The organism is Ahrensia sp. 13_GOM-1096m (genome assembly GCF_000620605.1).
Lineage (GTDB): Bacteria > Pseudomonadota > Alphaproteobacteria > Rhizobiales > Rhizobiaceae > Ahrensia > Ahrensia kielensis.
The window spans coordinates 21,916-42,464 of sequence record NZ_KK211156.1; the positions used below are offsets into that span (position 1 = coordinate 21,916).

Annotated in this window: 16 protein-coding genes; 7 read left to right on the forward strand and 9 right to left on the reverse strand. The window is 47.0% G+C overall.

Annotation, left to right across the window (positions count from 1 at the left end):
* Window positions 1-246: 246 nt before the first annotated feature.
* From N530_RS0113900 to coxB, 3 genes are read right to left on the reverse strand one after another with little or no spacing between them, the layout of a single operon-like run.
* Window positions 247-558, reverse strand: coding sequence for a hypothetical protein (locus N530_RS0113900; RefSeq protein ID WP_026481187.1), 312 nt, complete (start codon window positions 556-558; stop codon window positions 247-249).
* Entirely contained in the window at window positions 555-3,062 is a 2,508-nt protein-coding gene (gene ctaD, locus N530_RS0113905) for a cytochrome c oxidase subunit I (RefSeq protein WP_026481188.1), read from the reverse strand. Before ctaD ends, N530_RS0113900 begins: the two co-directional genes overlap by 4 nt.
* On the reverse strand, window positions 3,059-3,673 hold the full coding sequence (gene coxB, locus N530_RS0113910) for a cytochrome c oxidase subunit II (RefSeq protein WP_051540982.1): 615 nt from the start codon (window positions 3,671-3,673) through the stop codon (window positions 3,059-3,061). Before coxB ends, ctaD begins: the two co-directional genes overlap by 4 nt.
* Window positions 3,674-3,733: 60 nt before the next feature.
* Between coxB and N530_RS0113915 the strand changes: the two genes are divergently transcribed.
* On the forward strand, window positions 3,734-4,291 hold the full coding sequence (locus N530_RS0113915) for a DUF2231 domain-containing protein (protein WP_081773988.1): 558 nt from the start codon (window positions 3,734-3,736) through the stop codon (window positions 4,289-4,291).
* Here N530_RS0113915 and N530_RS0113920 read toward each other — a convergent pair.
* The 3 genes from N530_RS0113920 to N530_RS0113930 all read right to left on the reverse strand — a co-directional run bounded on the left by N530_RS0113920 (window position 4,272) and on the right by N530_RS0113930 (window position 8,184).
* A complete protein-coding gene (locus tag N530_RS0113920; protein ID WP_081773989.1) occupies window positions 4,272-4,781 on the reverse strand; it encodes a CopD family protein in 510 nt (169 codons plus the stop codon). The genes N530_RS0113915 and N530_RS0113920 overlap by 20 nt on opposite strands.
* Window positions 4,781-5,539 (reverse strand): cytochrome c oxidase assembly protein, encoded by a 759-nt coding sequence (locus N530_RS0113925; protein ID WP_247869207.1) that lies wholly within the window; start codon window positions 5,537-5,539, stop codon window positions 4,781-4,783. The genes N530_RS0113920 and N530_RS0113925 overlap by 1 nt, the downstream gene beginning before the upstream one ends.
* Before the next feature lie 89 nt (window positions 5,540-5,628).
* Complete coding sequence (locus N530_RS0113930; RefSeq protein WP_035267245.1) at window positions 5,629-8,184, reverse strand: membrane-bound PQQ-dependent dehydrogenase, glucose/quinate/shikimate family; 2,556 nt, start codon at window positions 8,182-8,184, stop codon at window positions 5,629-5,631.
* 769 nt (window positions 8,185-8,953) lie between these two features.
* On the opposite strand from N530_RS0113930, the gene N530_RS0113945 reads away from it, so the two are divergent.
* From N530_RS0113945 to N530_RS18260, 4 genes are all read left to right on the forward strand, one after another.
* Window positions 8,954-9,967, forward strand: a complete 1,014-nt coding sequence (locus N530_RS0113945; protein ID WP_026481194.1) for a hypothetical protein — start codon at window positions 8,954-8,956, stop codon at window positions 9,965-9,967.
* Between the two features lie 497 nt (window positions 9,968-10,464).
* Window positions 10,465-13,074 (forward strand): AAA family ATPase, encoded by a 2,610-nt coding sequence (locus N530_RS0113950; protein WP_026481195.1) that lies wholly within the window; start codon window positions 10,465-10,467, stop codon window positions 13,072-13,074.
* 514 nt (window positions 13,075-13,588) lie between these two features.
* Window positions 13,589-14,461: a PRC-barrel domain-containing protein gene (locus N530_RS0113955; protein WP_247869208.1), complete on the forward strand. Its 873-nt coding sequence runs from the start codon at window positions 13,589-13,591 to the stop codon at window positions 14,459-14,461.
* Between the two features lie 139 nt (window positions 14,462-14,600).
* Window positions 14,601-15,749, forward strand: a complete 1,149-nt coding sequence (locus tag N530_RS18260) for an AI-2E family transporter (RefSeq protein WP_051540983.1) — start codon at window positions 14,601-14,603, stop codon at window positions 15,747-15,749.
* A gap of 152 nt (window positions 15,750-15,901) precedes the next feature.
* Here N530_RS18260 and N530_RS0113965 read toward each other — a convergent pair whose 3' ends face one another.
* The gene (locus tag N530_RS0113965) at window positions 15,902-16,519 is read right to left on the reverse strand and encodes a hypothetical protein (protein WP_026481197.1); all 618 of its coding nucleotides are present in this window, start codon (window positions 16,517-16,519) and stop codon (window positions 15,902-15,904) included.
* Window positions 16,520-17,047: 528 nt separating this feature from the next.
* On the opposite strand from N530_RS0113965, the gene N530_RS0113970 reads away from it, so the two are divergent.
* A complete protein-coding gene (locus N530_RS0113970) occupies window positions 17,048-17,344 on the forward strand; it encodes a hypothetical protein (RefSeq protein ID WP_026481198.1) in 297 nt (98 codons plus the stop codon).
* Between the two features lie 13 nt (window positions 17,345-17,357).
* Here N530_RS0113970 and N530_RS0113975 read toward each other — a convergent pair whose 3' ends face one another.
* Both N530_RS0113975 and N530_RS0113980 read right to left on the reverse strand, forming a co-directional pair.
* A complete protein-coding gene (locus N530_RS0113975; RefSeq protein ID WP_051540984.1) occupies window positions 17,358-18,521 on the reverse strand; it encodes a PAS domain-containing sensor histidine kinase in 1,164 nt (387 codons plus the stop codon).
* Entirely contained in the window at window positions 18,514-19,299 is a 786-nt protein-coding gene (locus tag N530_RS0113980) for an alpha/beta fold hydrolase (protein ID WP_026481200.1), read from the reverse strand. Before N530_RS0113980 ends, N530_RS0113975 begins: the two co-directional genes overlap by 8 nt.
* A 672-nt stretch (window positions 19,300-19,971) precedes the next feature.
* Between N530_RS0113980 and N530_RS18265 the strand changes: the two genes are divergently transcribed.
* Entirely contained in the window at window positions 19,972-20,391 is a 420-nt protein-coding gene (locus tag N530_RS18265) for a hypothetical protein (RefSeq protein WP_051540985.1), read from the forward strand.
* The last annotated feature ends 158 nt before the right edge of the window (window positions 20,392-20,549 follow it).

Here is a 20,549-nt window from a genome sequence, read left to right on the forward strand (position 1 = left end):
GCGCGTCATTAATGAACTATGGAGAGCGGGCAGCTAAATTGTAGCGAAAGCTTGTCTTTAAAATTTTATTGATCTTAATGCCAATTATGGGCGTCGAGATGCGGTGTAGCAAATGTATATGATCCGCGCTGGATGAAATTACCATTGACTTCTTAGCAATTTAAAACTTTTTACAGTTCTTTTGACAAATACGGCAGGATTGCGAATTGATAACGCCTATATGAGTTAAAATATAGGACGTTCAAATTAGATGCATGTACTGGCAAATGTTATTGGAAAGAATATCAATATCGCCGAAGCCAAAGCCGCGCGGTTAGCCCATAGTGCGGAGATTGAAAGGACTTTTTCCTGATGGTTTTTGAATTCGTGTGGGCGTAATGCCAACCATATCAATGGCATCAATATAACAATGTAGGTTCCTATTAAAATGGTGCGTTGCGCGTACCATTCATAGGCGCATCCCAGCGACTGTAAGCCATAAAGCGTAATAAAGCCCAGTGTCCAGACTGTAAAACCAGCAATCAACCTCATAAGATATCGTCTGTTTTCTGTACTCATGCGCGCGCACCTGCCAGCGATAGCAAAGTGACGAGCGCCACCCCTAGGATGCTTGCGCCGGTTGCATAAACGCTCCACAGCCAAGCAATTTCCGGATCAGTTGCGCGGCGCGCAGAGATGAAGCCTTGCAGACCGCGAAAAAAAGCATGCGTCGAAATGAGGGCGGCAATGGCACAGTGAACGGCGCAATAGGCTAATACGGCAAAAGCAATGGATAAGCGCGCATGCGCTGTCGGATCTTCAATTAGAACCATCAGCCATACAAACATTGCGGCAGTGCCAAATTGCAATATTGCGGAACCTGCCAGCAGCGATCCTATCGCATGACCCTTCTGATTTGTGGCACGTGCCGTATAGGAAATTGCAGTAGCGACAATTGTGAGGCAGATTGCCGTTAAACTATCCACGAGAGGGATGTTCAGGCTTGGTAGTGTTGTCCAATTGGGCGCGACAACGAGAAGGAACAGGCCGCCGAATAACATTGAGGCAAATAGTGTGGCATTAGTTACAAGCGCTGTCTTGTTAGCTAGAATTGTCACATTGCCTGTGGATAGCGCATCAAATGGTGCCCTTTGGTCACGACCAATATCAACAGGTCCCACATCTTCTTTCAATCCAAGTTTGTGCGGCCAGATCAGGAAGAGGGCGATAGTGGTAAGTGCTGCAAACGGGGCCAGCCAATATTGACTGAATAGCATCGCTAAGAAAAAGGCGCCGGTCGCCAGCGCGGTCCATAGAGGCAGGAAGCTTCGCTGCGGCAAGATGATGATATGATCGATCTCACCCGTCACCATATCAACCGCCAGCGTTTCCTGTTCGCCCTTGCGCACAAACCCAAGATAGCCGTGTCCGCCCGCCAGATGCGTTCCGATCAATGCAGGCTGCAACTGGTCGGCGCGTGTATCGATATGCGGTAGGGATGCGAAATTATAGCTCGGTGGCGGTGTGGCAGTCGCCCATTCAAGTGTCTGAGCGCGCCAAGGATCACGCCGGAAGGGACGTCCGAAGCGAAATTGTAGCACCATGTCTGCCAGTACTAAAGCAAACCCTATTGTGAGCACGAAGCCGCCAACTGAAGACAAAAGATTAAGCCAATCCCATCCCCAAGTCGAAGGGTAGGTGGAGATACGGCGCGGCATCCCCATTAGTCCGGTTAAATGCATCAGGAAAAAGGTCATGTTGAAACCAACAAAAATCAGCCAGAAGGCAGGGACTGAGAGGCGGTACATGCTCTGCCTGCCGGTGATGTGCGGCAGCCAGTGATAGATTGCCGCCAGCATCGGGAATACAAAACCGCCCACAAGTACATAATGCAAATGCGCTACGACAAAATAGCTGTCATGAGCCTGCGTATTGAAAGGCACCATCGCCAACATCACGCCAGTCAGGCCACCAATGACAAAGACGACAAAGAAGCCAAACACATAGAGCATTGGAACATCCCATCGCGGTTTGCCTGATGCGAGTGTGCCAATCCAAGCAAAAATTTGTACGGCTGTGGGGACTGCGACCAACGCGCTTGCAGCAGAGAAAAATGCCAATGCCAGATGCGGAATCCCGACTGTAAACATATGATGAACCCACAACCCGAAGCTCAAAAAGGCCATGGTAACTATGGCCGCGATAATGGCGTGGTAGCCCAAGATGGGGCGCTGAGCAAAAACCGGAATAATAGTGGAAAGCGCCCCAGCTGCTGGGAGGAAAATGATATAGACCTCAGGATGTCCGAAGAGCCAAAACAAATGCTGCCACAATAAGGGATCACCACCGCGCGTGGGATCGAAAAACGGCAAATTGAATGCACGTTCAAGCTCCAAAAGGATAGACCCTAGGATCAAAGGTGGAAAGCCGATCACCATCATCCCAGCGGTAATCAACATATACCAAGCTAGAAGAGGCATGCGGGATAACGACATACCGGGTGCGCGCATTTTAAGAATGGTGACGAGAATTTCGATAGCGGCAGTCACTGCCGAAATTTCTACAAATGTTATACCTAAAAGCCAGACGTCCGCATTAATTCCAGGCGTATAGGTTCGGGAGGAAAGCGGCGTATACATGAACCAACCGCCATCGGGCGCGGCGCCTGCCAGCATGGCGACAACAAGAATTGTACCGCCAAAAAGATAGCACCAGAAACCGTAAGCAGTGAGCCGCGGGAAAGCCAGATCACGTGCGCCGAGAATTTTGGGCAGCATGTAGATTGCAAAACCCTCAAACATGGGAATGGCAAATAGGAACATCATTACCGTGCCATGCATGGTGAAAATCTGGCTGTATATTTCAGGACCGACAAACGCGCTGTTGGGCGTTGCAAGCTGGGCACGAATGAGCATTGATAAAATGCCACCAATAGCAAAGAAAATCAGAGCTAGCACCATGAAACGCTTGCCCAAGATGGTATGGTTGACGGCAGATAATTGACCAATGCCCTTTGGTGTTCTCCAAACAGCATCCAGTGCTTTGTGCAACTGAATTGGCGTTTGTTTTCCTGGCTTGTTCATTGCGCGCTACCACTCATTATGGCTGTGAATTCTTCAAGCGTATGAGCCTCAACACGGATAAGCATAGTGTCATGGCCTGTGCCGCAATATTCAGCGCAGAGGCCCCAATATATACCCGGTTTGTCAGCCTCAAGGCGAATGACATTGGTGCGGCCAGGTATTGCATCAATCTTGCCACCGAGACGGGGTACCCAAAAAGAATGTATTACATCTTGGCTAGAAACATGAATATCCACAGGTTCACCCACCGGAATATGCAAAGTATCGGAAGTGGGTACGCGACCATCTCGATAGGAAAAGCGCCAAACCCACCGTTCAGCAACCGCATCGAACTGCCGCACATCAGAGCCGCGCGGCAAAAGTTGTTCGCCCAGCACCAGCGCCGTGCTGGTCAGTACGATCAGGATTGGCAAAGGTAAAATCAATCCCCCGCCAACAATCCATTGACTGGGAGTCAAACGTGCTAAAAGTGTTGGACGCAGATAAATTATACCAAGAAGCCCGATGACGATTGCAAACAAAATTAATGCGCCCCAAAGCATTACCCACCAAAGCGTTGCCAGATTTGCTGCGCGCGGCCCGGCGGGGTCAAGCGTAGAAAGTTCACCCATGCAACCAGTCAGAAGAAGCGGCGTTATAATACAAAGCAATTTCGATCCGAGGAACAAGCCATGACAGATGCGTCGCAAGACCAAGAAAAAATAGAACTTGAGCAAGAGGAGACACCGCCGGAGGCACGCGATAATCATCCCAACCCCGCCATACGTGCTGTTGCCGAGAAGGACATCGGCTCCGCCATCGCTGTTGCAGGTCACCCTATCCATGCCATGATGGTACATTTTCCTATCGCGCTTGTTGTTTCTACGCTGGGCGTAGACGTTTTTTATTGGTGGACAGGCGACGCGTTCTGGATGCGGGTTGGCGTGTGGTCGGCTGGCGCTGCGTTTGCATTCGGGGTATTGGCCGCTATCGTTGGCACTATTGAATTGCTTGCTGTTCCGGGCATTCGAGTGCGCGTTGCGAGCTGGAACCATGCCGTTGCTGCTATGGTGCTGGTGGCTATTTCCGGTGCCAATGCCGGGCTTCGGCTCTTTGCGCCCGAACTTATTCTTCCTAATGGTCTCATTATGTCCGCCTTGGCAAGCATGGCAGCCGGGTTCGCGGGATGGCATGGCGGCAAGCTGGTGTTTGATCATGGCGTAGGACTTCTCATTTCGCCGCGCCAATAAGGTCGGTCACAATTTTTGATAAAGCGCCAGGTGCGAAAAATTCCATCACCGCTTCAGGCGTTACAATTTCAGGTTTCGCCAAAACTAAAGCAAGTATCAAAGCAATGACGACCAAAGTAAGTGGCATTACAATTATCAGCCGCCAAGTCGGATAGATTTGGTCAGGTTCAAAAAGCTTGAGTATAATAAGACCGGAGTAAATGTGAATGCCGGTCATAGCTGCCACCATTACCAATTTTATTGAAAACCATGATTCATATGTTGATTGCATGAAAATAAGAACGGTGCCGCTTAGGACGGCAACAAAAGCGGCAGGAGAAATCAACGCTACATAGAAAAACCGAGTGAAGGAGTGAAGTCTGTGTAGCCGTTTGTCTGTCAGGTCCCGGCGCTGGTGATAAAGCATTGGCAATGCAATCAAACCTGCAGACCACATGGCAATTGTAGCGACATGGATAAATTTGAACCAAGGCATTAGCGCATCAATCATCAGCGCGTTGCCATGGCAGTTTGCTGAGCGCTGAGCACTAAAGTGAGCCTCCACAACACGGCGGCCAGAAGCGGCAGGTTCGCCGGAACCCACATTATAAGACCAGCCAATTGTTGATCGTCTAATGGAGAAAATCCAAAAGCCAAGGTGGTCGCCATGTGAGGAAGGTAAAGTGGCTGTGGTGCAAAAACCAATAGTGCACCGAGAAAGCCCATTTGCGTGGCGCTGCCCAAAGCCACTATAGCAGCCGCGCCGGCAGAACGGGCGCGTAAAAGACCTAGCCAAAGCCAGATATAAGAGGACAGCAATGTTAGCTGCATCGTCCAGTAGGTTGTGGGATGGCGGAAAGCAGACGCGTATAAATCCGGCAAATGCCAAAACCATAATAAGACAGTTGATAATAAAAGAGCTGGAAGTAGCTTCATGTTCTGTCCCCACTTGGTAGGCAGAGCCGCTGCTAGCAGTGGTGCAACGATCATTGTCAGAAGGACATGGTGACTTACGCGTGCAGAGAACAAAGAAACTGTCAGCGCGCAAATCGGGGAAACGAACAGTACAACCGTTAATACCCAAGCGCTCCAGAAGGCAACTTGGCGAGACTTTTCGGCATGGCGCAATGCGTAAGAAGTCACAGCAAAGAGAACAACCAATGCGATGAGTAAAATGGGGTCAAAATTCCACCGGCTCCAAAGTCCCTCGGGTGCAGGAGGCAGACCACAATAGCTCATGTCAAAGGAAAAGCCTGTCGCTTGGTCCATAATGATTTCCGTCGTTAATTAGCTTATCTCCTCGCCATCCTGATCCTGTTGACGAGGAGCAATATATTACTTTCACAACTTGCCGAGTGTTAGTCTCCTGCCGGACTACTCGTGTTTTTTGGCAGCGCGTAAGCAATGAAATAATCACCGATTTTAGTTTCCATAAAGTCGTGGCCACCTGCATTAATCACCACAATTTGTCTGCCTTCAGCTTCATAGGTCATCGGCGTTGCTTGACCTCCTGCTGGTAAAACAGTCTGCCAAATTTCTTCCCCTGTTCTGATATCAATCGCTCGCAATATATCGTCTGTGGCTGCAGCGATAAAGAACAGGCCGGAACCGGTCATGACACCGCCCCCATTGTTTGGTGTACCAATATCAATTGGTAGCATTGATGGAATGCCGAACGGACCATTATTGCGTGCTGTACCAAACGGGCGGTCCCATAATGTTTCGCGGGTGTTTAAATCAATAGCGGCAATTCCGCCGTACGGAGGTTCTTTGCAAAGTAGGCCCGTATAGGGGACACGCCAGCCCGCATTGACCCGGATACCATAAGGTGATTGAGCTTGCGGACTGATGCTGCCGTGAGACCCTCCGCCAATATCGGGATCATAATTTGGGTCTGTTATAGGTAGGACGCCAAGTTTATCGACCTCTTTGCGCGGGATAAGCTGGTTGAAGTTGGGCATATTGTTGTAATTAGCAATCATGATGCCCTCAGGACTGATGGAGATACCACCCCAGTCCGTTCCGCCATTGTAGCCGGGATATTGAATCCAAGGTTGATCTACAGTCGGCGGCGTATATGCGCCATCATAGGAAGCTTGGTTGAACTGGATGCGGCACCACAATTGGTCGAGCGGTGTTGCGCCCCACATGTCCGCTTCAGTCAGTTCCGGTTTTAAAAGATTCGGAAAGTCGGTTACAAACGGCTGTGTCGGAGATAATCTGTCCGGCTCGACACCGCCCTGAGGTGCCTTACGTTCCTCAATGTTGACAAGCGGTTCGCCTGTTTCACGGTTTAAGATATAGAACTGTGCCTGTTTGGACGGCATGACAATGGCAGGTACCGGACCGTCATCGGTCGGAAAATCAACCAACGTTCCCTGAGCACCAAGGTCATAATCCCAAACATCATAATGAACTGTCTGATATGACCATGCGACTTTACCTGTCTCGACATCGAGAGCTACGATTGATGTTGAATAGGTATTTTCTTCTTCAGACCGGTCGCCGCCCCAATAATCTACAGCTGAATTGCCCATCGGCATATAGACTAACCCTAATTCGTCATCTCCGGACGCGATAGTCCACATGTTCGGTGTACCGGGAGTATAGATTTCGCCTTCTGGTGGAAGGCCTGTTTCACCAGGACGCCCCATATCCCATGCCCACTCCAACTCACCCGTGATAACATTGTAGCCGCGTATTACACCGGATGGCGCTTCACGTGTCTGCCCATCACTGACCTGACTGCCAACCACAAGTACATCACGCACCAGCGTCGGAGGGGAGGTCGGGGCATAAAAACCGGGAGCGGTATCGCCTATTCCTTCGAGCAAGTTGACAATGCCATTGTTGCCGAAATCTTCACAAGGCTGTCCGGTTTCTGTGTCAAGAGATATCATGCGCGCATCATGCGTTAAATTAATTACGCGTGCGGCACAAAGATCGGTGCTTTTTACAGTCGGGTCTTCAAAATAGACAAGCCCTCGGCATGATGCGTTGTAGCCGATGGCATCCATGGGCGTTTTAGGATCAAATGTCCAATACTCGCTGCCTGTTGCTGCGTTCAAAGCACTGATTTTGTTTAGAGCCGAACAAACATAAAGACGATTACCAACTTTTACAGGGGTGTTCTGATTACCAAAGGGTTCATCATCTTCGGGCAGATCGCCGGTTCTAAATTCCCAGATTTTCTGCAGGTTTTCTACATTCTCGGGTGTAATTTCTGTTAATGGTGAATAACGGGTGGCCATGTGCGTACCGCCATAGGCTGGCCAGTCTTCACCAGATTTAAGAGCGACAAAATTAGTCTCGGCAGGGGCCGCAGGTTCCTCAACGATTTCTTCTGACTTACCTCTACTTTTCGAGGTGGAAGGACTGTTGCCATCCACAGCTGGCATTTCAGATACGGGTGTCTGTTCAACAGGTGCGACGGTCGCCGAAGACTCTTCCTGTGCAATCGCAGTTTTCGTAAAGAAACGGTCATTGTTCATGACGCCAATGACGGCAATCACAGCAATCGCTGCAACGGCCACCCCACTGCGAGAGCGCCACATCGCGCTTCGGAAAGCGGGCAATGTTAGTAATATCAGCAAAAGTATAACGGTCGGTGCAACGAGCCTGGGCACCTGAGCCCATGCATCAAACCCACGTTCCCATAAGGCCCAGATGACCGTGCCAATATAGGTTATGAGATAAATCCAGACAGCGTTTTTGCTGTGCTTGAAAAGAAAGTAGGACGTCAGCAACAGTCCCAGACCCGCAGGCAGATAATACCATGAACCGCCAAGCGAAATTAAATACGCACCGCCAACCGCAATAGGAATACCAAATACTGCGATAATTAACGCGAGGACGATGGCCCATCCGGAACCAGATTCTTTGTTGCGAGAGGTTGGAATCGTGCGTTCGCCCATACTTATCTCCATATCTGTACATTAACCGAACGCCTTCGTGTCGCAATGGTTCCAACACCAATATGATAAATTTTGATGTTGCATAGAAACGATGAATTCACTGACAGTAAGTCTACAAATTCAATTCAGATGGTGCTGTCAGGGGTACTTGTTGTTTCTCAAGAACTGCGATAATTTTCAGTCATGGCAATGAAAAAAGTTTCAAGTGTTCGTCATCAACTTCTAATGGACAGGCTGGCCTAGTCGCCTAAGGAATATTTGCCGGGACATCACTTCGGCCATCAACAAACTGTTAACCGTGTCGGCCGATCGCGCTTGCACTATTATTTTAGTGGGAGATACTGATTGATGCTGCAATTGTGCAGTTAAGTCGGCTTCAGCCGAGTGCTAGTAACACTCAACCGAAGCCTGACCTCACAACCTTCTTGCAAAAGGATAGAGGCTATGAACAGCTCTACTCAATTTGGGACCATTCGTGAATCCCTAAATCATAAAAATATGCGTTCTGGAATTTTGGATCATACTGCGTCCTGTTGCCGTGCTTTGCCCGCAAACGGACCTGCATCCATTTCATCCAACTTCTCAATCTAATCGCGGCCATTCTTTTGATCATGGCTGCTGGCGCTTTTGCGCTGGTCGGTGCGCGCTATCGGTTTTTCCCACAATGCTTGGCCGTTGATTTGGCGCGGCTTGTGTCGGGGAAGGCGGCTACAGCTCGCATGCGCGATGATTGAATGAAACTGGCTGCCTTTTTTAAAAGGCGCATATCATGCTTACAGAAACTCATAATGTGATCGATACTTTGTTCGATGCACAGGAATATAACTCATCAGCTGGATTTACTGGCGATGCCAGTGTTGCTGCTGTTGAAACTGCAGCAAACACAGCCACTCAGGCGACAGGGGCATTTACAAAAGCCGAGGTTGAGCTGCATGAAAAGCTGCGCGCTATGGCGCAAAAAGCTGTCACAAAAACAAAAGTAACCGGCTTATCGCTCGATCCAGTCCTTGGCTCAGATAATACGCTCATATCGCTTGGTGCTAAACTACAGCGCCAACATGGAATGGCATTGCCAGTCGCACTGACTGCCGTTCTAACGTTCCATGGACTAAAAGTTATTCGTGAAGCACCCATACCTTTGATGCTGACCGCCTGTCGTATGGCGTCATGCAATGACATCGATGCACTACGAAAAGTAAATATGCCTGAAACAGACACGATCAAAGAGATCTACCGTGCTGATCTCGTCGTGATTGATCCTGTCTCAGGCTATATCGGCGCGTTTGATTGTAAGCGTGGGACCGGTAATTCAGATTCATCATCAAAAGCGCATCTTGAAAAGAAACTCAAAGCATCATTAAGTTCATTACACAGTTGGGCAATGAGCGCGCATAAGTTTGGTAGCCTAACTGAAGACGTTCGTGTGATCGATCTATATGCGCAATCAGGCTATGCTGATAGTTTGAAAATCAATGGCTGTGATCTGGATCATTACTTTGGCTATGAGATCATTCGCCATATGGCCGTATTCAACAAAGAGTTTAGCGCTTGCTCAATGGCCGTGCGTAAAGCGTCTGGCTCTCGCTCAACGGGCGCAAATGCAGAACTGAGCAAGCATGATGCGGATGATTTTGGTTTTCCTATGCCAGAAGAAGCCATTCAAGCTGACCTGATGGATTATGACTCTGATATCAATATCAACGAGCCAGCTCTGCGGATTGCTAATTTTCAATTCAGCCCAGCGGTAGCCCGCCAGAAGTTTATCGCTGCGAAGGCTCATTAACTGAGCCTGCGCATAAGCGCAGGCCTACCAATCCCAATCATAAATAAGCACTGCCTGTCGCTTAAGCGCAGGCAGATGGAGAAGAACTATGTCTATTCACCAGAATGAAACAGCAGCAGTAAGCGCCGATGGAAACTTATCATACCGCGCGCTCATAATCGGTCTGGCCATCAACCATGGCAAAAGCACTCACCCGTACCGAGTGCCAGAATGTGTCATATATAGCCTCTGGCAATCAGTGGCTGACGGATGTCCGGTAAGTCCTATGGTGTTGGGTTGGCTGTATCGGCGACAATCGGAGGCAAGAGACACACAATCCTGTTCCTTGGCATACGCAGATGCTGAGTGCAGTCCTCCCTTGAATTTATCGCGATCTCAACTGCTCATCACACAGGAGCAGAGCCATATCACTTACAGCAATGCTGATGTGCTTACACCAACATCTTCTGTACTCTTATTGAATGCAAGCAGCAGTCCGTATCAGCGGGGTTTGCGCTATGAGTGATCAGAATAAAAGTGACAGTGTTGACAGCAGATCGAAAGAGGTGAGTGTTGACAGCACTCTGCGTGAAGAGGGCGCTCAAAAAGCCATTGAACAGCCTGATAGTGCCATATCGAGCGAAGTATCTACTGTTGACAGCAATTTGGCCATCAATGTTGACAGCGCATCGCAAAACATCACGGCAATTAGTACCCATGAAAATGGCGCAGATTTGCCGTCTGAAGCGACCAATGTTGACAGGGAAGCGACCGCATCAGGCGATACGCTTTCAGATAAAATTCTTTCTGAAGACGCGTCTAAATTAATGCTGTCGCAGCCACGCAAACGCTTTAAGCATTTTAACGTACCATCAAGCGGCGCACCTTTTCATGAGCTGTCGAATGGAAGAACAATAGATTTTAGAACCTATCGTTTGGTTGATTGGCTAAGCGAGCAAAGCAATTGGGCTGCCGGTTCAGATGCCAGTTTAAGGACTGGAGTTCAGCCCCAGACGCTTGCTGCGATGGATGGGCGAACTGCGTGGAATGCCACTGACTTAAATATCAAGCTCGATGCCGGTGATCCCCTCGCCATGGTCTCAGATCTGGTCGTCATGCTGTGCAACGCAGATGAGGTTCATCCGACCATTAGCAATGCAGATTGGAATATGGCTGCAATGCTTCTCAACGGCATGCCGGAAGCTGATACAAAACGGTGGGGGAGTGACAGCGCTCTTGCTGCATCGGGTATCAGGCATCTTTGGTGCAAAGCTGCTTCACGCGGTGAACGTTGGATATTGGATCTGGCAGATCGCCTGCTTGTTCCCATGATTTATGAAACGCGTGCAAAGGAATTGATTTTGATGGCGATCGACCGTGTGCGTGCGGATGACCAGACAGCAGCAACTTATCTTCAAGAACTATCTGACACCGATACTGATGGGCGCTACGGCGACGTTATTGGCAGCAAGGCTCCCCACCATGCCAATAAAATAGCCATGGCACGATTATTATTACATCTGCTGGATAGTGAGGTTGCAAACATATTTGATGGTTTTGAGCGCGAAGCTTGGGTTACCTTTGGTCTATATAGACCGCAACGAGCCCGCAGCTCACTGGTGGATGTTGCAGGCAGCTGTCTGTTTGATGATATTGCAGATGCAGTACGCACGCAGCTGATCAACGAAGGCTATGATCTTAACAGGCTCTTTAATGAAGGTGCCTCCGTAGAGGTTCAATATCCCAATGTCAGATCGATGCATGACGCGCATCCAAGAGAGCATGACCTTCATCCAGACGCTGATACAAATGCAGACGAAGAATACGCCATTTTCGACCATTACAGTGATGAAGAAAATGGGCAGGGCGATGCCCGTATTGAGGATATCAATCGCCTAGATACCAAGAGCAGCAGCGGCGAAGAAACTGACATCTTATTGAACCTGCCCGTGGATCCACGTCGCTATGAAACACTGGCTGACCTTCTTTATGAGCAGGTCGAGATTGCATCCATGTCAAACAATATGCCGCTACTATCACGCAGCTCTAATGCCAGAAACATATTGTCTCAGATCGCTGTCAAAGCGGGGAGGCAAGAAGAGGCAGCAGCAGCTAAACAAGACGCTTCAAACAAAAGTAGCCGTATCGATAGTTTCCAAGTGGAAACTGACAGTAGTCCAATCGCAGGAATAGACACCACACAGTCCTTTAGGCTGTCTGATGGCCATGAGGTAGCGATCATTATGCCCAACGCACCGGCATCTATAGGAGGCAGCGATGCTCAAAGCACATTCGAACAAATCAAACCGCTGATTGGTGCGTGGTTACCGCTTACCAAAAAGCCAGACCTAGTAATCGTACGCAGCCATTTGATGGCTGAGTTTCCGCATTTTGAAAATGTCATTGATGCGATACTTAACACCATGAGGGCACAGAACAGTGTTCGCATGCCGCCGATACTTTTAACAGGTAAGCCTGGCAGCGGCAAAAGCACCTTTGCACGCCGATTAGCACATGAGCTGCAAACACATCATGTCTGCGGCGATATCGGTGGTTCAGTTGATGCCATGTTGCTAGGTTCATCACGGAAATGGCACAGCGCTGCACCAGGCCTTCACTTCCAAGCCATAATAGACGGCAGTATCGCAAACCCGATGATCATTCTTGATGAGCTCGATAAAGCCGGTGGCTCAACCCGTAACGGGGATATTCGTGCAAACTTATTATCAATGCTGGAGCCATCCACCGCATCAAGCACTATCGATAAGTATTTTGAGGTGCCCATTAATTATGGCTGCATCAATTGGATATTTACAGCCAATGATTTGGCTTCAATTACAGCGCCATTGCTCAATCGCTTGAAAGTTCTCAAATGCCATGAACCATCAGCAGAGCATATGCCGATTATTGCAAACAATATTCTGAAAGCTGAATACGAAAGCCGAGGTTATGATAGCCGTTGGGCAACACCGCTCAGCATTGAAGAGCTGGATATCATCCAAGCACATTGGCTCAGCACAAACGCAGGCAAAACAACCATGCGCAAGACGAAAGGATCTATCCGCAATATGAAGCGCTATGTCGAACGCCTCATTGATATTCGCGAACAAGAAATGCGCCAAGCTTGATGTAAATTTCACATAAGCATTGCCAACATTACGATTTATTGTGGTTCTTAGCGGGTGTTTTTAACCGCAAAATTAGCGGTGAGGGCGTTGCGCCTAAAAGCGGTTGCCTTGATTGAAAAATCGAGAAGCTGAATCTGGGGCTAATTAACTTCACACATGTTTTTATGATTTCACCAAACTGTGTGAAGTGTCTTTAAACATGTGTGAAGTTCGCAAATGGTCCGAAGATTGCTGCTCCTAATCTCCATTGTCTAGTGCCTTAAATATGCGATTTGACCAACGCCACCACAGTGATTGCTCACCACATTGTTTTCATGAAGCGAATAATAATTTTTTTAACAAACTGCTTTGCGGCTACAGAAATGTAAAATGGGACGAGGTCTTATTAAGGCTTGAATTGGATAAATTCTTCAAAGGTTCGTGTTAAATTTCGCGGAACTAAAACGCATTTAGTTCGTTTATCTCCTGAACTTATGCGCCATCCAAGGCGCCGTTTTAGACGCATTATTTTATAATGAAAAAGGGAGATTTTAGAATGAAAAAGATTATTGCAACAACCGCTATGAGTCTTATGCTTTCAACGGCAGCATTAGCGGACGCCCATATGGGAAATTTCACAACTTACGAAGCTGAGCAGGCAGGAGACCTTTACGCTTCTACATTCATCGGTATGCGTGTGTATTCAGCAGAAAAAGACTTTGATTCATTTAATGATGAGTCTCGCATTGAAGCCGGAGCTGAAGCTGAATGGGATGATATTGGCGAGGTAAATGACGTAATCCTTGGCCGTGATGGTCAGGTTAAAGCTGTAATTTTAGGTATTGGTGGGTTTATCGGCATTGGTGAAAAAGACGTGGCTGTTAATATGGACAGCATCAAAATTGTCGCTGAAAAAGATGATGAGGATGACTTCTTTCTCGTTGTTAACACTAACAAAGAGCAGCTAACGGAAGCACCTAAATACTCTCGTTTATCTGAAGCTGAAATGGCTGAATCAGAAATGAAATCTGATGAGAAAGTAGCTGTGGAAAAAACAGCTGTTGCAGAAACTGGTAATACTACGGCTCTCGTAGCTCCGGCTGTTGAGCGCGAAGGTTATGCGACTGCAAAGGTCGATGAACTCACAACTGAAGATCTAACTGGTGCGCGCATCTATGGCGTTAATGATGAGGATATTGGTGAAATCGATAAACTTATCATGGGAGATGGCAATGAGCTAAAACAGGCTGTTTTGGATGTTGGCGGCTTCTTGGGAATAGGAGAGCACCGCGTTGCGGTTTCCATGGATGAAATTCAAGTCATCCGTAATGCAGACGGTGGTGACGTTAGAGTTTATATCGAGGCATCACAGGAAGAACTTGAGGCATTGCCTGAATATAACGGATAAGCTTTACGCAAATAATATCTGATAATTAGATGAGTATTGCGAAGTGCGCGGCCCTTTATTGGGTCGCGCATTTTTTTTGAAAGAAATTTTCGAGATGATGTACATTACATTTATGAGTTATCCTGAATGAGGACGCGATATGACGAAAGGATCAAGCGATATCGATCCATTGGATTCAGAAACTCCGATTTCCAATGTGAGAGTTTACGGCAGCGCAGCTTTTGCAATTAAAACGCTGGCAGTGATCAGTGTTTGTATTGTGCTCTATTATGGGCAAAGTTTTTTTCTGCCCGTTGTTTTAGCCGTTATCATTGCGCTTACGTTAAGCCCCATTATAAATTTTGGTAATAAGTTGAAAATTCCGGCTGCACTTACTGCGGCAATGCTGATTGCGATGTCGGGCGTAATTTTAGCGACGGCAGTACTGACGTTAGCTGAACCTTTGTCCAAGCTCGTTGCGGAGGCCCCGTCAATAGGCGAAGAACTTGAAACGAAGCTTCGGGCTATACGCGAGCCAATGGATACACTCAATGAAGCAGGTGCACAGGTTGAAAAAATGGCAAGCGGAGATGATAAAGGGCGCACTTCAGAAGTAATTATAAAACAACCTGGCTTGATTGCGCGGGCAGCTGACGATGTCGTCGCGATTTTGGCATCGACAATTCTTACATTTGTGTTGAGCTTTTTTCTCCTGACTTCGAGAGATATGTTTTTCCGCAAGATCGTAAGAGTTTTACCAACTTTGAGTGATCAGAAAAAAGCGCTTTATGTTATCCATGATATTGAGCGCGATGTATCTCGATATCTCCTAACCGTCGCATTGATTAACACGCTTTTAGGTGCTGTCATTGGCGCTCTATTTTGGCTCGTTGGAATGCCCAACCCTATATTATGGGGAGTAATTGCAGGCTTGCTAAACTTTCTTCCTTATATCGGATCGCTTGTTGGCATATTAGTCACTGCAGCAGTTGCCACGATTACCTTCGATACATTTGGGCAAATGCTAATCGTTCCTGGGATTTATTTGTCTGCAACGGTTATGGAGGGACAGTTCATTACACCAATGATTATGGGGCGACGTTTCTCATTGAACACAGTCGTCATTTTACTTTCAATCGCTTTTTGGGGATTTTTATGGGGAGCAATTGGTGTTCTTATAGCCGTGCCTATGCTCATTATTATGAAAGCTATTTGTGATCGTGTGGATGGGTTATCATCGATTGGGGAATTCTTATCTGGAGATGAAACGTTGAACGATGCCTCTATAAATGCGGAGAGTTCAAACTGAATTGCCAATCTTACTAAATAGGCGGTCCGCCAGTGAATTATTCTCCAATACTGTATTAGACATTTTGCTGGCGTGAACCGCAGTGAATGTAAAAAAGTGCAGGCCCAGAAAAATCCAGACCTGCACGGTGGAATATACCATTGTATTGCGTTTTATCGTTTGCGGAACATTTTTGGTACAATCACATTATGGGAAGTTGCATCATCACGATGTTTACCACCTGATACTGATGCAAACCATGCTGCTGCCGCACCCAGAGCTGATCCCGCTGCTGTGGCAAATGCGACTATGAGAGCTTGATTAGCTGCCCATGCCTGAAGATTAGCGGGGAGTTCAGGTGTTTCAGTAACTGTTGCAGCTGCGACTGCAGATGCAATTGATCCTGAGATCGATGCAACGAGTGCAACTGCCACGGTCGAGAGTGCCCATGCGGTAATACCGTGTATGCCATCGCGAAACTCAACTTCGTCTGCAGTAGCATCGTTCATGGTCATACGCATACGTCCAGAGATGTATCCAGCTGCGCTAGATGCTGCGACAGAAACGAGTAAAAGCCAAAGCCCTGCAATGATGAAATTATAAGAAACTGTATTGTCAGGTCGAATGGGATCTCCCATTGCTAATCCAGTGGATGCACCAAATTGCACTAAAACGGTAGAAATGGCGATAGCCACTAAAGCACCTGCCCAAACAGGTCCCCATTCCAAATAAGAGGAGTTAGCTGAAGCGTCACTGTGACGTGTTGCTATAGGGTGATGAATATCTGCCATGTTAGCGCAACCCAAGTAATGACAAAATGAACATCACTACGACAACTAAACCAACTAAATAGATAATCCCGTGCATAATACTTTCCCTTCAAATGAATAAGCTGCGCTTGTTGCGCAATTCTGTTTCATGTAGGTGACGTTCATTATTCCGCATTATCATGTTAGATTGAATGCTGCGAAGTGACTACGCGTCCATGCGCCACGTTTTTCTTAAGTAAGAAGTGGCTATATTCTATTTCTCTCGCGTGCTTTTCGACCGGACATTAAATCAACAGATACGTTGCCTCTATAAAAACCCCCTACATAGTTCAGTAACGCAGAAGGTGAATTTAAGTTCCCTGCCATGAGGTTAGAGCCGACAGCAACCTTTAGTAAGCTCGTATATGTAATGGATTATGACGATAAGTTTTAGCACGGGGCTTGTCGAAACGTATGCTTTTAAATCCCTCCATGTGAGTTAGATGACGCAAAGGGAACTATGCGAAGCGATAGGCGTTACGTGTTGCAGTATGAAAAGGAGAGAGAGGCATGCCAATAAATTCAATTGCTATCCTTGTTGTAGTCTGCACGCCAGATGCACTGTTATGTCGCCCTATTTACAATGAAATTAAGAATTACGACAACTTGCAGGCTTGCCATCAAGAATTAAGCGATGCTCTGAGTGATGCACCGACAGGACAGGTTTACAAAGGTGCTTGTATTGAACTTGGTGAACAGGCAGAAATGGTTATGCAATGGGGAATTGGTCCGACGTCAAATTTGATAACGTCATTCAATCAATGGAACGCAGAGGCAGAGCAAATACAAGTATCCATGAGCAATTGATATAAACTCATTTTCATTGTGGCGTTAATCGGTCCTTATGTACTGGCATGCTAAACGTTAGAGTTGTTTTACCTGATTGCGAATCCGCAACTAATTTCCCATTATGAGCTTGGGCTATATGAGTTGAAATATAGAGACCAAGTCCTAGACCACCTTTTTTTGAACTGCTTTCACTGCAATGGAAAGGCTCAAAGAGTTTTGACAACTCTGCAGGCGGAATAGGATCTCCATCATTTGTGATTGCGAGTACAAAGTCATTGTCAGCAATTTTTGCGCTAACTTGAATAGGGCTGTCGGCACGGCCATGCGACACTGCATTTCCCAATAAATTAGAGAACATTTGCGCGATACGTGAGTGATCTGCATCGACTATCAGTTCTGAGTGATACTCTGTTTCGATTATACGGTCCGGATAGGTTGTTCGTATTTCTGAGACAACTTGGTCCAGCATGAGCGTAAGGCTTTTGCCATATTCGATATTTATGCTCATTCCGCCACCTAAACGACCGCGTGCAAAATCAAGAACATTTTCAATAATTCCTGCCATGCGAAGTGAACTCGTCTGTATTAAGTGCAGAAATGATAGTTTTTCTTCGTCTTTTTCACGGCGCATCAACATGCGAGCACCTGAATTAATGGCTGCTAGTGGATTTCGTAAGTCGTGCCCAAGTACAGCGATGAATTTTTCACGCAATTCTGCTGTTTGTCGTTCATGATCTAGCCCGTTCTCAAGTTCCAATTTGAGTGCCTCTGCGTTTTCGCGTGCATCGACAAGTTGACGTTCATACCTTCGGCGTTCAGTTGCCCTAAACAACGTTACACGGGTGTATTCTAAGTTCCCATCACTGTCGCGACGCTCAGAAGCATTCGCAAGAACGGCTAGGCGGGACTCATCCGGCGTAATTAAATCAAGCGCAACTTCATCGAAGTAACCCTGCATGCGAAGGAGCGGCGCAAAATGAGTTTCATAAAAAATTCTGCCGACTACATTAAGTAAGTCACGGAGCTTTTTGCCAAGCACATCGTCCTTCTCATAGCCTGACCAAGTGCAGAAGGTATGATTGACATTCACGATCAATCCATTTGGGGCAAGCGTGAGGTAGCCACAAGGTGCATGTTCAAAAAGGTCATGAAGATCAATAAAATCTTCTTTGTTATGTGGACTGAACTTAGACAAAGTCTTGTATCGCCGAAATGACTTCACTGGGCGCACTCAAATGGGGACAATGTCCAGTTGCTCCCAAATATACAATTTGACTGCCTGCAATATTTTCATGGACATATTCGCCCACATTGGTGGGGGCGATAACGTCATCGCTGCATTGAAGTATCAAAGTTCTGGTCGTGATATTTGTTAAATCGTTTCGATTGTCGGATAAAAAAGTGGTTCTTGCGAATGACTTAGCGATATCAGGGTCCGTCCGGCAAAAACTGTTAGTTAGTTCTTCTGCTAGCTCTGGTCTTTCCGGATTACCCATAATAGCGGGTGCCATTGCCGCAGACCATCCCAAGTGATTGTCAGCTAAAAATACGAGGAGTTCCTCTATATCCCCAGCAGAAAAGCCCCCCCTGTAATTGTCGTCGTCTATGTATCTTGGTGAGGGGCCAATCATAATTAGATCACTGAACATACTGGGGGATTTTATGGTGGCCAGAGCGCCAATCATAGCGCTAACGGAGTGACCTACGAAAATTGCATCGCGCAAATTAAGTTCTGAGCCGATTTCGAGAATGTCCTCCGCGTAACGATCCAACGATGAATATTGCTCAAAATCATAAGCGGAGAGGTCAGAACCGCCCGCACCAACGTGATCAAACAAAACTGTTGTGAAATTTTCTTCAAAAGTAGGAGCAACGAAGCGCCACATGTTTTGGTCACAACCATAGCCGTGCGCAAACATCATTGCTCGGCCCGAACCACGTTGAACAACATTATTACGCTTAATGGCGTTCATCTTTCATCCCCCAGCAATAGGTTTTAATTGTTAACTTAATTGCATTTTATACAAACGTAAATCTTCTTAAGTTCTTGGTTTGATGTGAATACCCAGCATAATGAAAAAGCTGAATTGCAGAATATAGCGTCTGCTAACTTCACACATGTTTTTATGATTTCACCACACATTTACCACTCAAAGAGTGTGAAGTTACATTTAAATTACCAATATTTCCATTTTACGACGTAATAACAATGGTTTATGGCTATATCAGAAATTCGATAAAGTAGCGAAATAGCCCCCAAATACGCGTAAATACGCTCAATTTTGGTCATTTCACGCGTATTTATGCCGTTTTTTTGATTTCACCACACTTTTGGCATCCAAACTGTGTGAAGTTACAAAAATACCGTGTGAAGTTAAACCTATCGAACGCTCAAAGATCTTCTCTGTCAGGAAAAATTATTTAATAATTACGGTCGGTTAGCAGGTTGTCTTGGTTCGATAAATGTAGCTGGAAATACTCGCAAAAAAAAATTGCAAAAATTATTTCACCACAACTTCCACTCCATTTGTGTGTGAAGTGTCTTTAAACATGTGTGAAGTTCGCAATTTGTCCGTCTGATATGAGTTTGGCGGCCATAGATTTAGTCTGGACCCAATGACTGACCGCACGTATTTATCATCTTTATGAAAACACCGATTCTAAGCGCCGTAATCCTATGCGGCCTAATTCTATCCACTTCGGCCGCTGCAATTGAACTTTGCAAAGGTGGTAATCGTGCAGCACGAAAAGTCACCTGTTTAGTGGATGGCGATACAGGTTGGGAAAAGGGCGTTAAATGGCGCGCCAAAGGATGGGACACGCCAGAATATGCAGGCCATGCCGAATGTGCGAGGGAACCAGCAATTGCTGCAAGAGCAACAGCTCGTCTCAAGCAGCTCATGTCAGGTGGTTATACGATCATATGGCATGGCGAAAAAGGCGGCATGAAGCGCGACCTTGTGAGCATCAAGCTACGAAACGGTCGGATGGCCGGCGATATACTGTTGGCCGAGCGTCTGGCTGTTAAATGGCCTCACAAACCGCGTGTGTGGTGTAACAATTAGCTGCTGCCATTCTTAAACACCAGCATACATCATCGCCAGGGTCGCTGATGCAATTATTGCCAGTATTAATAGTGCGGACCCCCACCATGTCGGGGTAGGGCCACCATAGTCTTTTTGCTTATCGTATCCGGACATGGCTATCTCCTGCGATAAAGGAC

Bases quoted from the DNA above. Each gene is read 5' to 3' on its own strand.
- N530_RS0113900 (WP_026481187.1), bottom strand. From the start codon at position 558: ATGAGTACAGAAAACAGACGATATCTTATGAGGTTGATTGCTGGTTTT.
- ctaD (WP_026481188.1), bottom strand. From the start codon at position 3,062: ATGAACAAGCCAGGAAAACAAACGCCAATTCAGTTGCACAAAGCACTG.
- coxB (WP_051540982.1), bottom strand. From the start codon at position 3,673: ATGGGTGAACTTTCTACGCTTGACCCCGCCGGGCCGCGCGCAGCAAAT.
- N530_RS0113915 (WP_081773988.1), top strand. From the start codon at position 3,734: ATGACAGATGCGTCGCAAGACCAAGAAAAAATAGAACTTGAGCAAGAG.
- N530_RS0113920 (WP_081773989.1), bottom strand. From the start codon at position 4,781: ATGATTGATGCGCTAATGCCTTGGTTCAAATTTATCCATGTCGCTACA.
- N530_RS0113925 (WP_247869207.1), bottom strand. From the start codon at position 5,539: ATGGACCAAGCGACAGGCTTTTCCTTTGACATGAGCTATTGTGGTCTG.
- N530_RS0113930 (WP_035267245.1), bottom strand. From the start codon at position 8,184: ATGGGCGAACGCACGATTCCAACCTCTCGCAACAAAGAATCTGGTTCC.
- N530_RS0113945 (WP_026481194.1), top strand. From the start codon at position 8,954: ATGCTTACAGAAACTCATAATGTGATCGATACTTTGTTCGATGCACAG.
- N530_RS0113950 (WP_026481195.1), top strand. From the start codon at position 10,465: ATGAGTGATCAGAATAAAAGTGACAGTGTTGACAGCAGATCGAAAGAG.
- N530_RS0113955 (WP_247869208.1), top strand. From the start codon at position 13,589: ATGAAAAAGGGAGATTTTAGAATGAAAAAGATTATTGCAACAACCGCT.
- N530_RS18260 (WP_051540983.1), top strand. From the start codon at position 14,601: ATGACGAAAGGATCAAGCGATATCGATCCATTGGATTCAGAAACTCCG.
- N530_RS0113965 (WP_026481197.1), bottom strand. From the start codon at position 16,519: ATGGCAGATATTCATCACCCTATAGCAACACGTCACAGTGACGCTTCA.
- N530_RS0113970 (WP_026481198.1), top strand. From the start codon at position 17,048: ATGCCAATAAATTCAATTGCTATCCTTGTTGTAGTCTGCACGCCAGAT.
- N530_RS0113980 (WP_026481200.1), bottom strand. From the start codon at position 19,299: ATGAACGCCATTAAGCGTAATAATGTTGTTCAACGTGGTTCGGGCCGA.
- N530_RS18265 (WP_051540985.1), top strand. From the start codon at position 19,972: ATGAAAACACCGATTCTAAGCGCCGTAATCCTATGCGGCCTAATTCTA.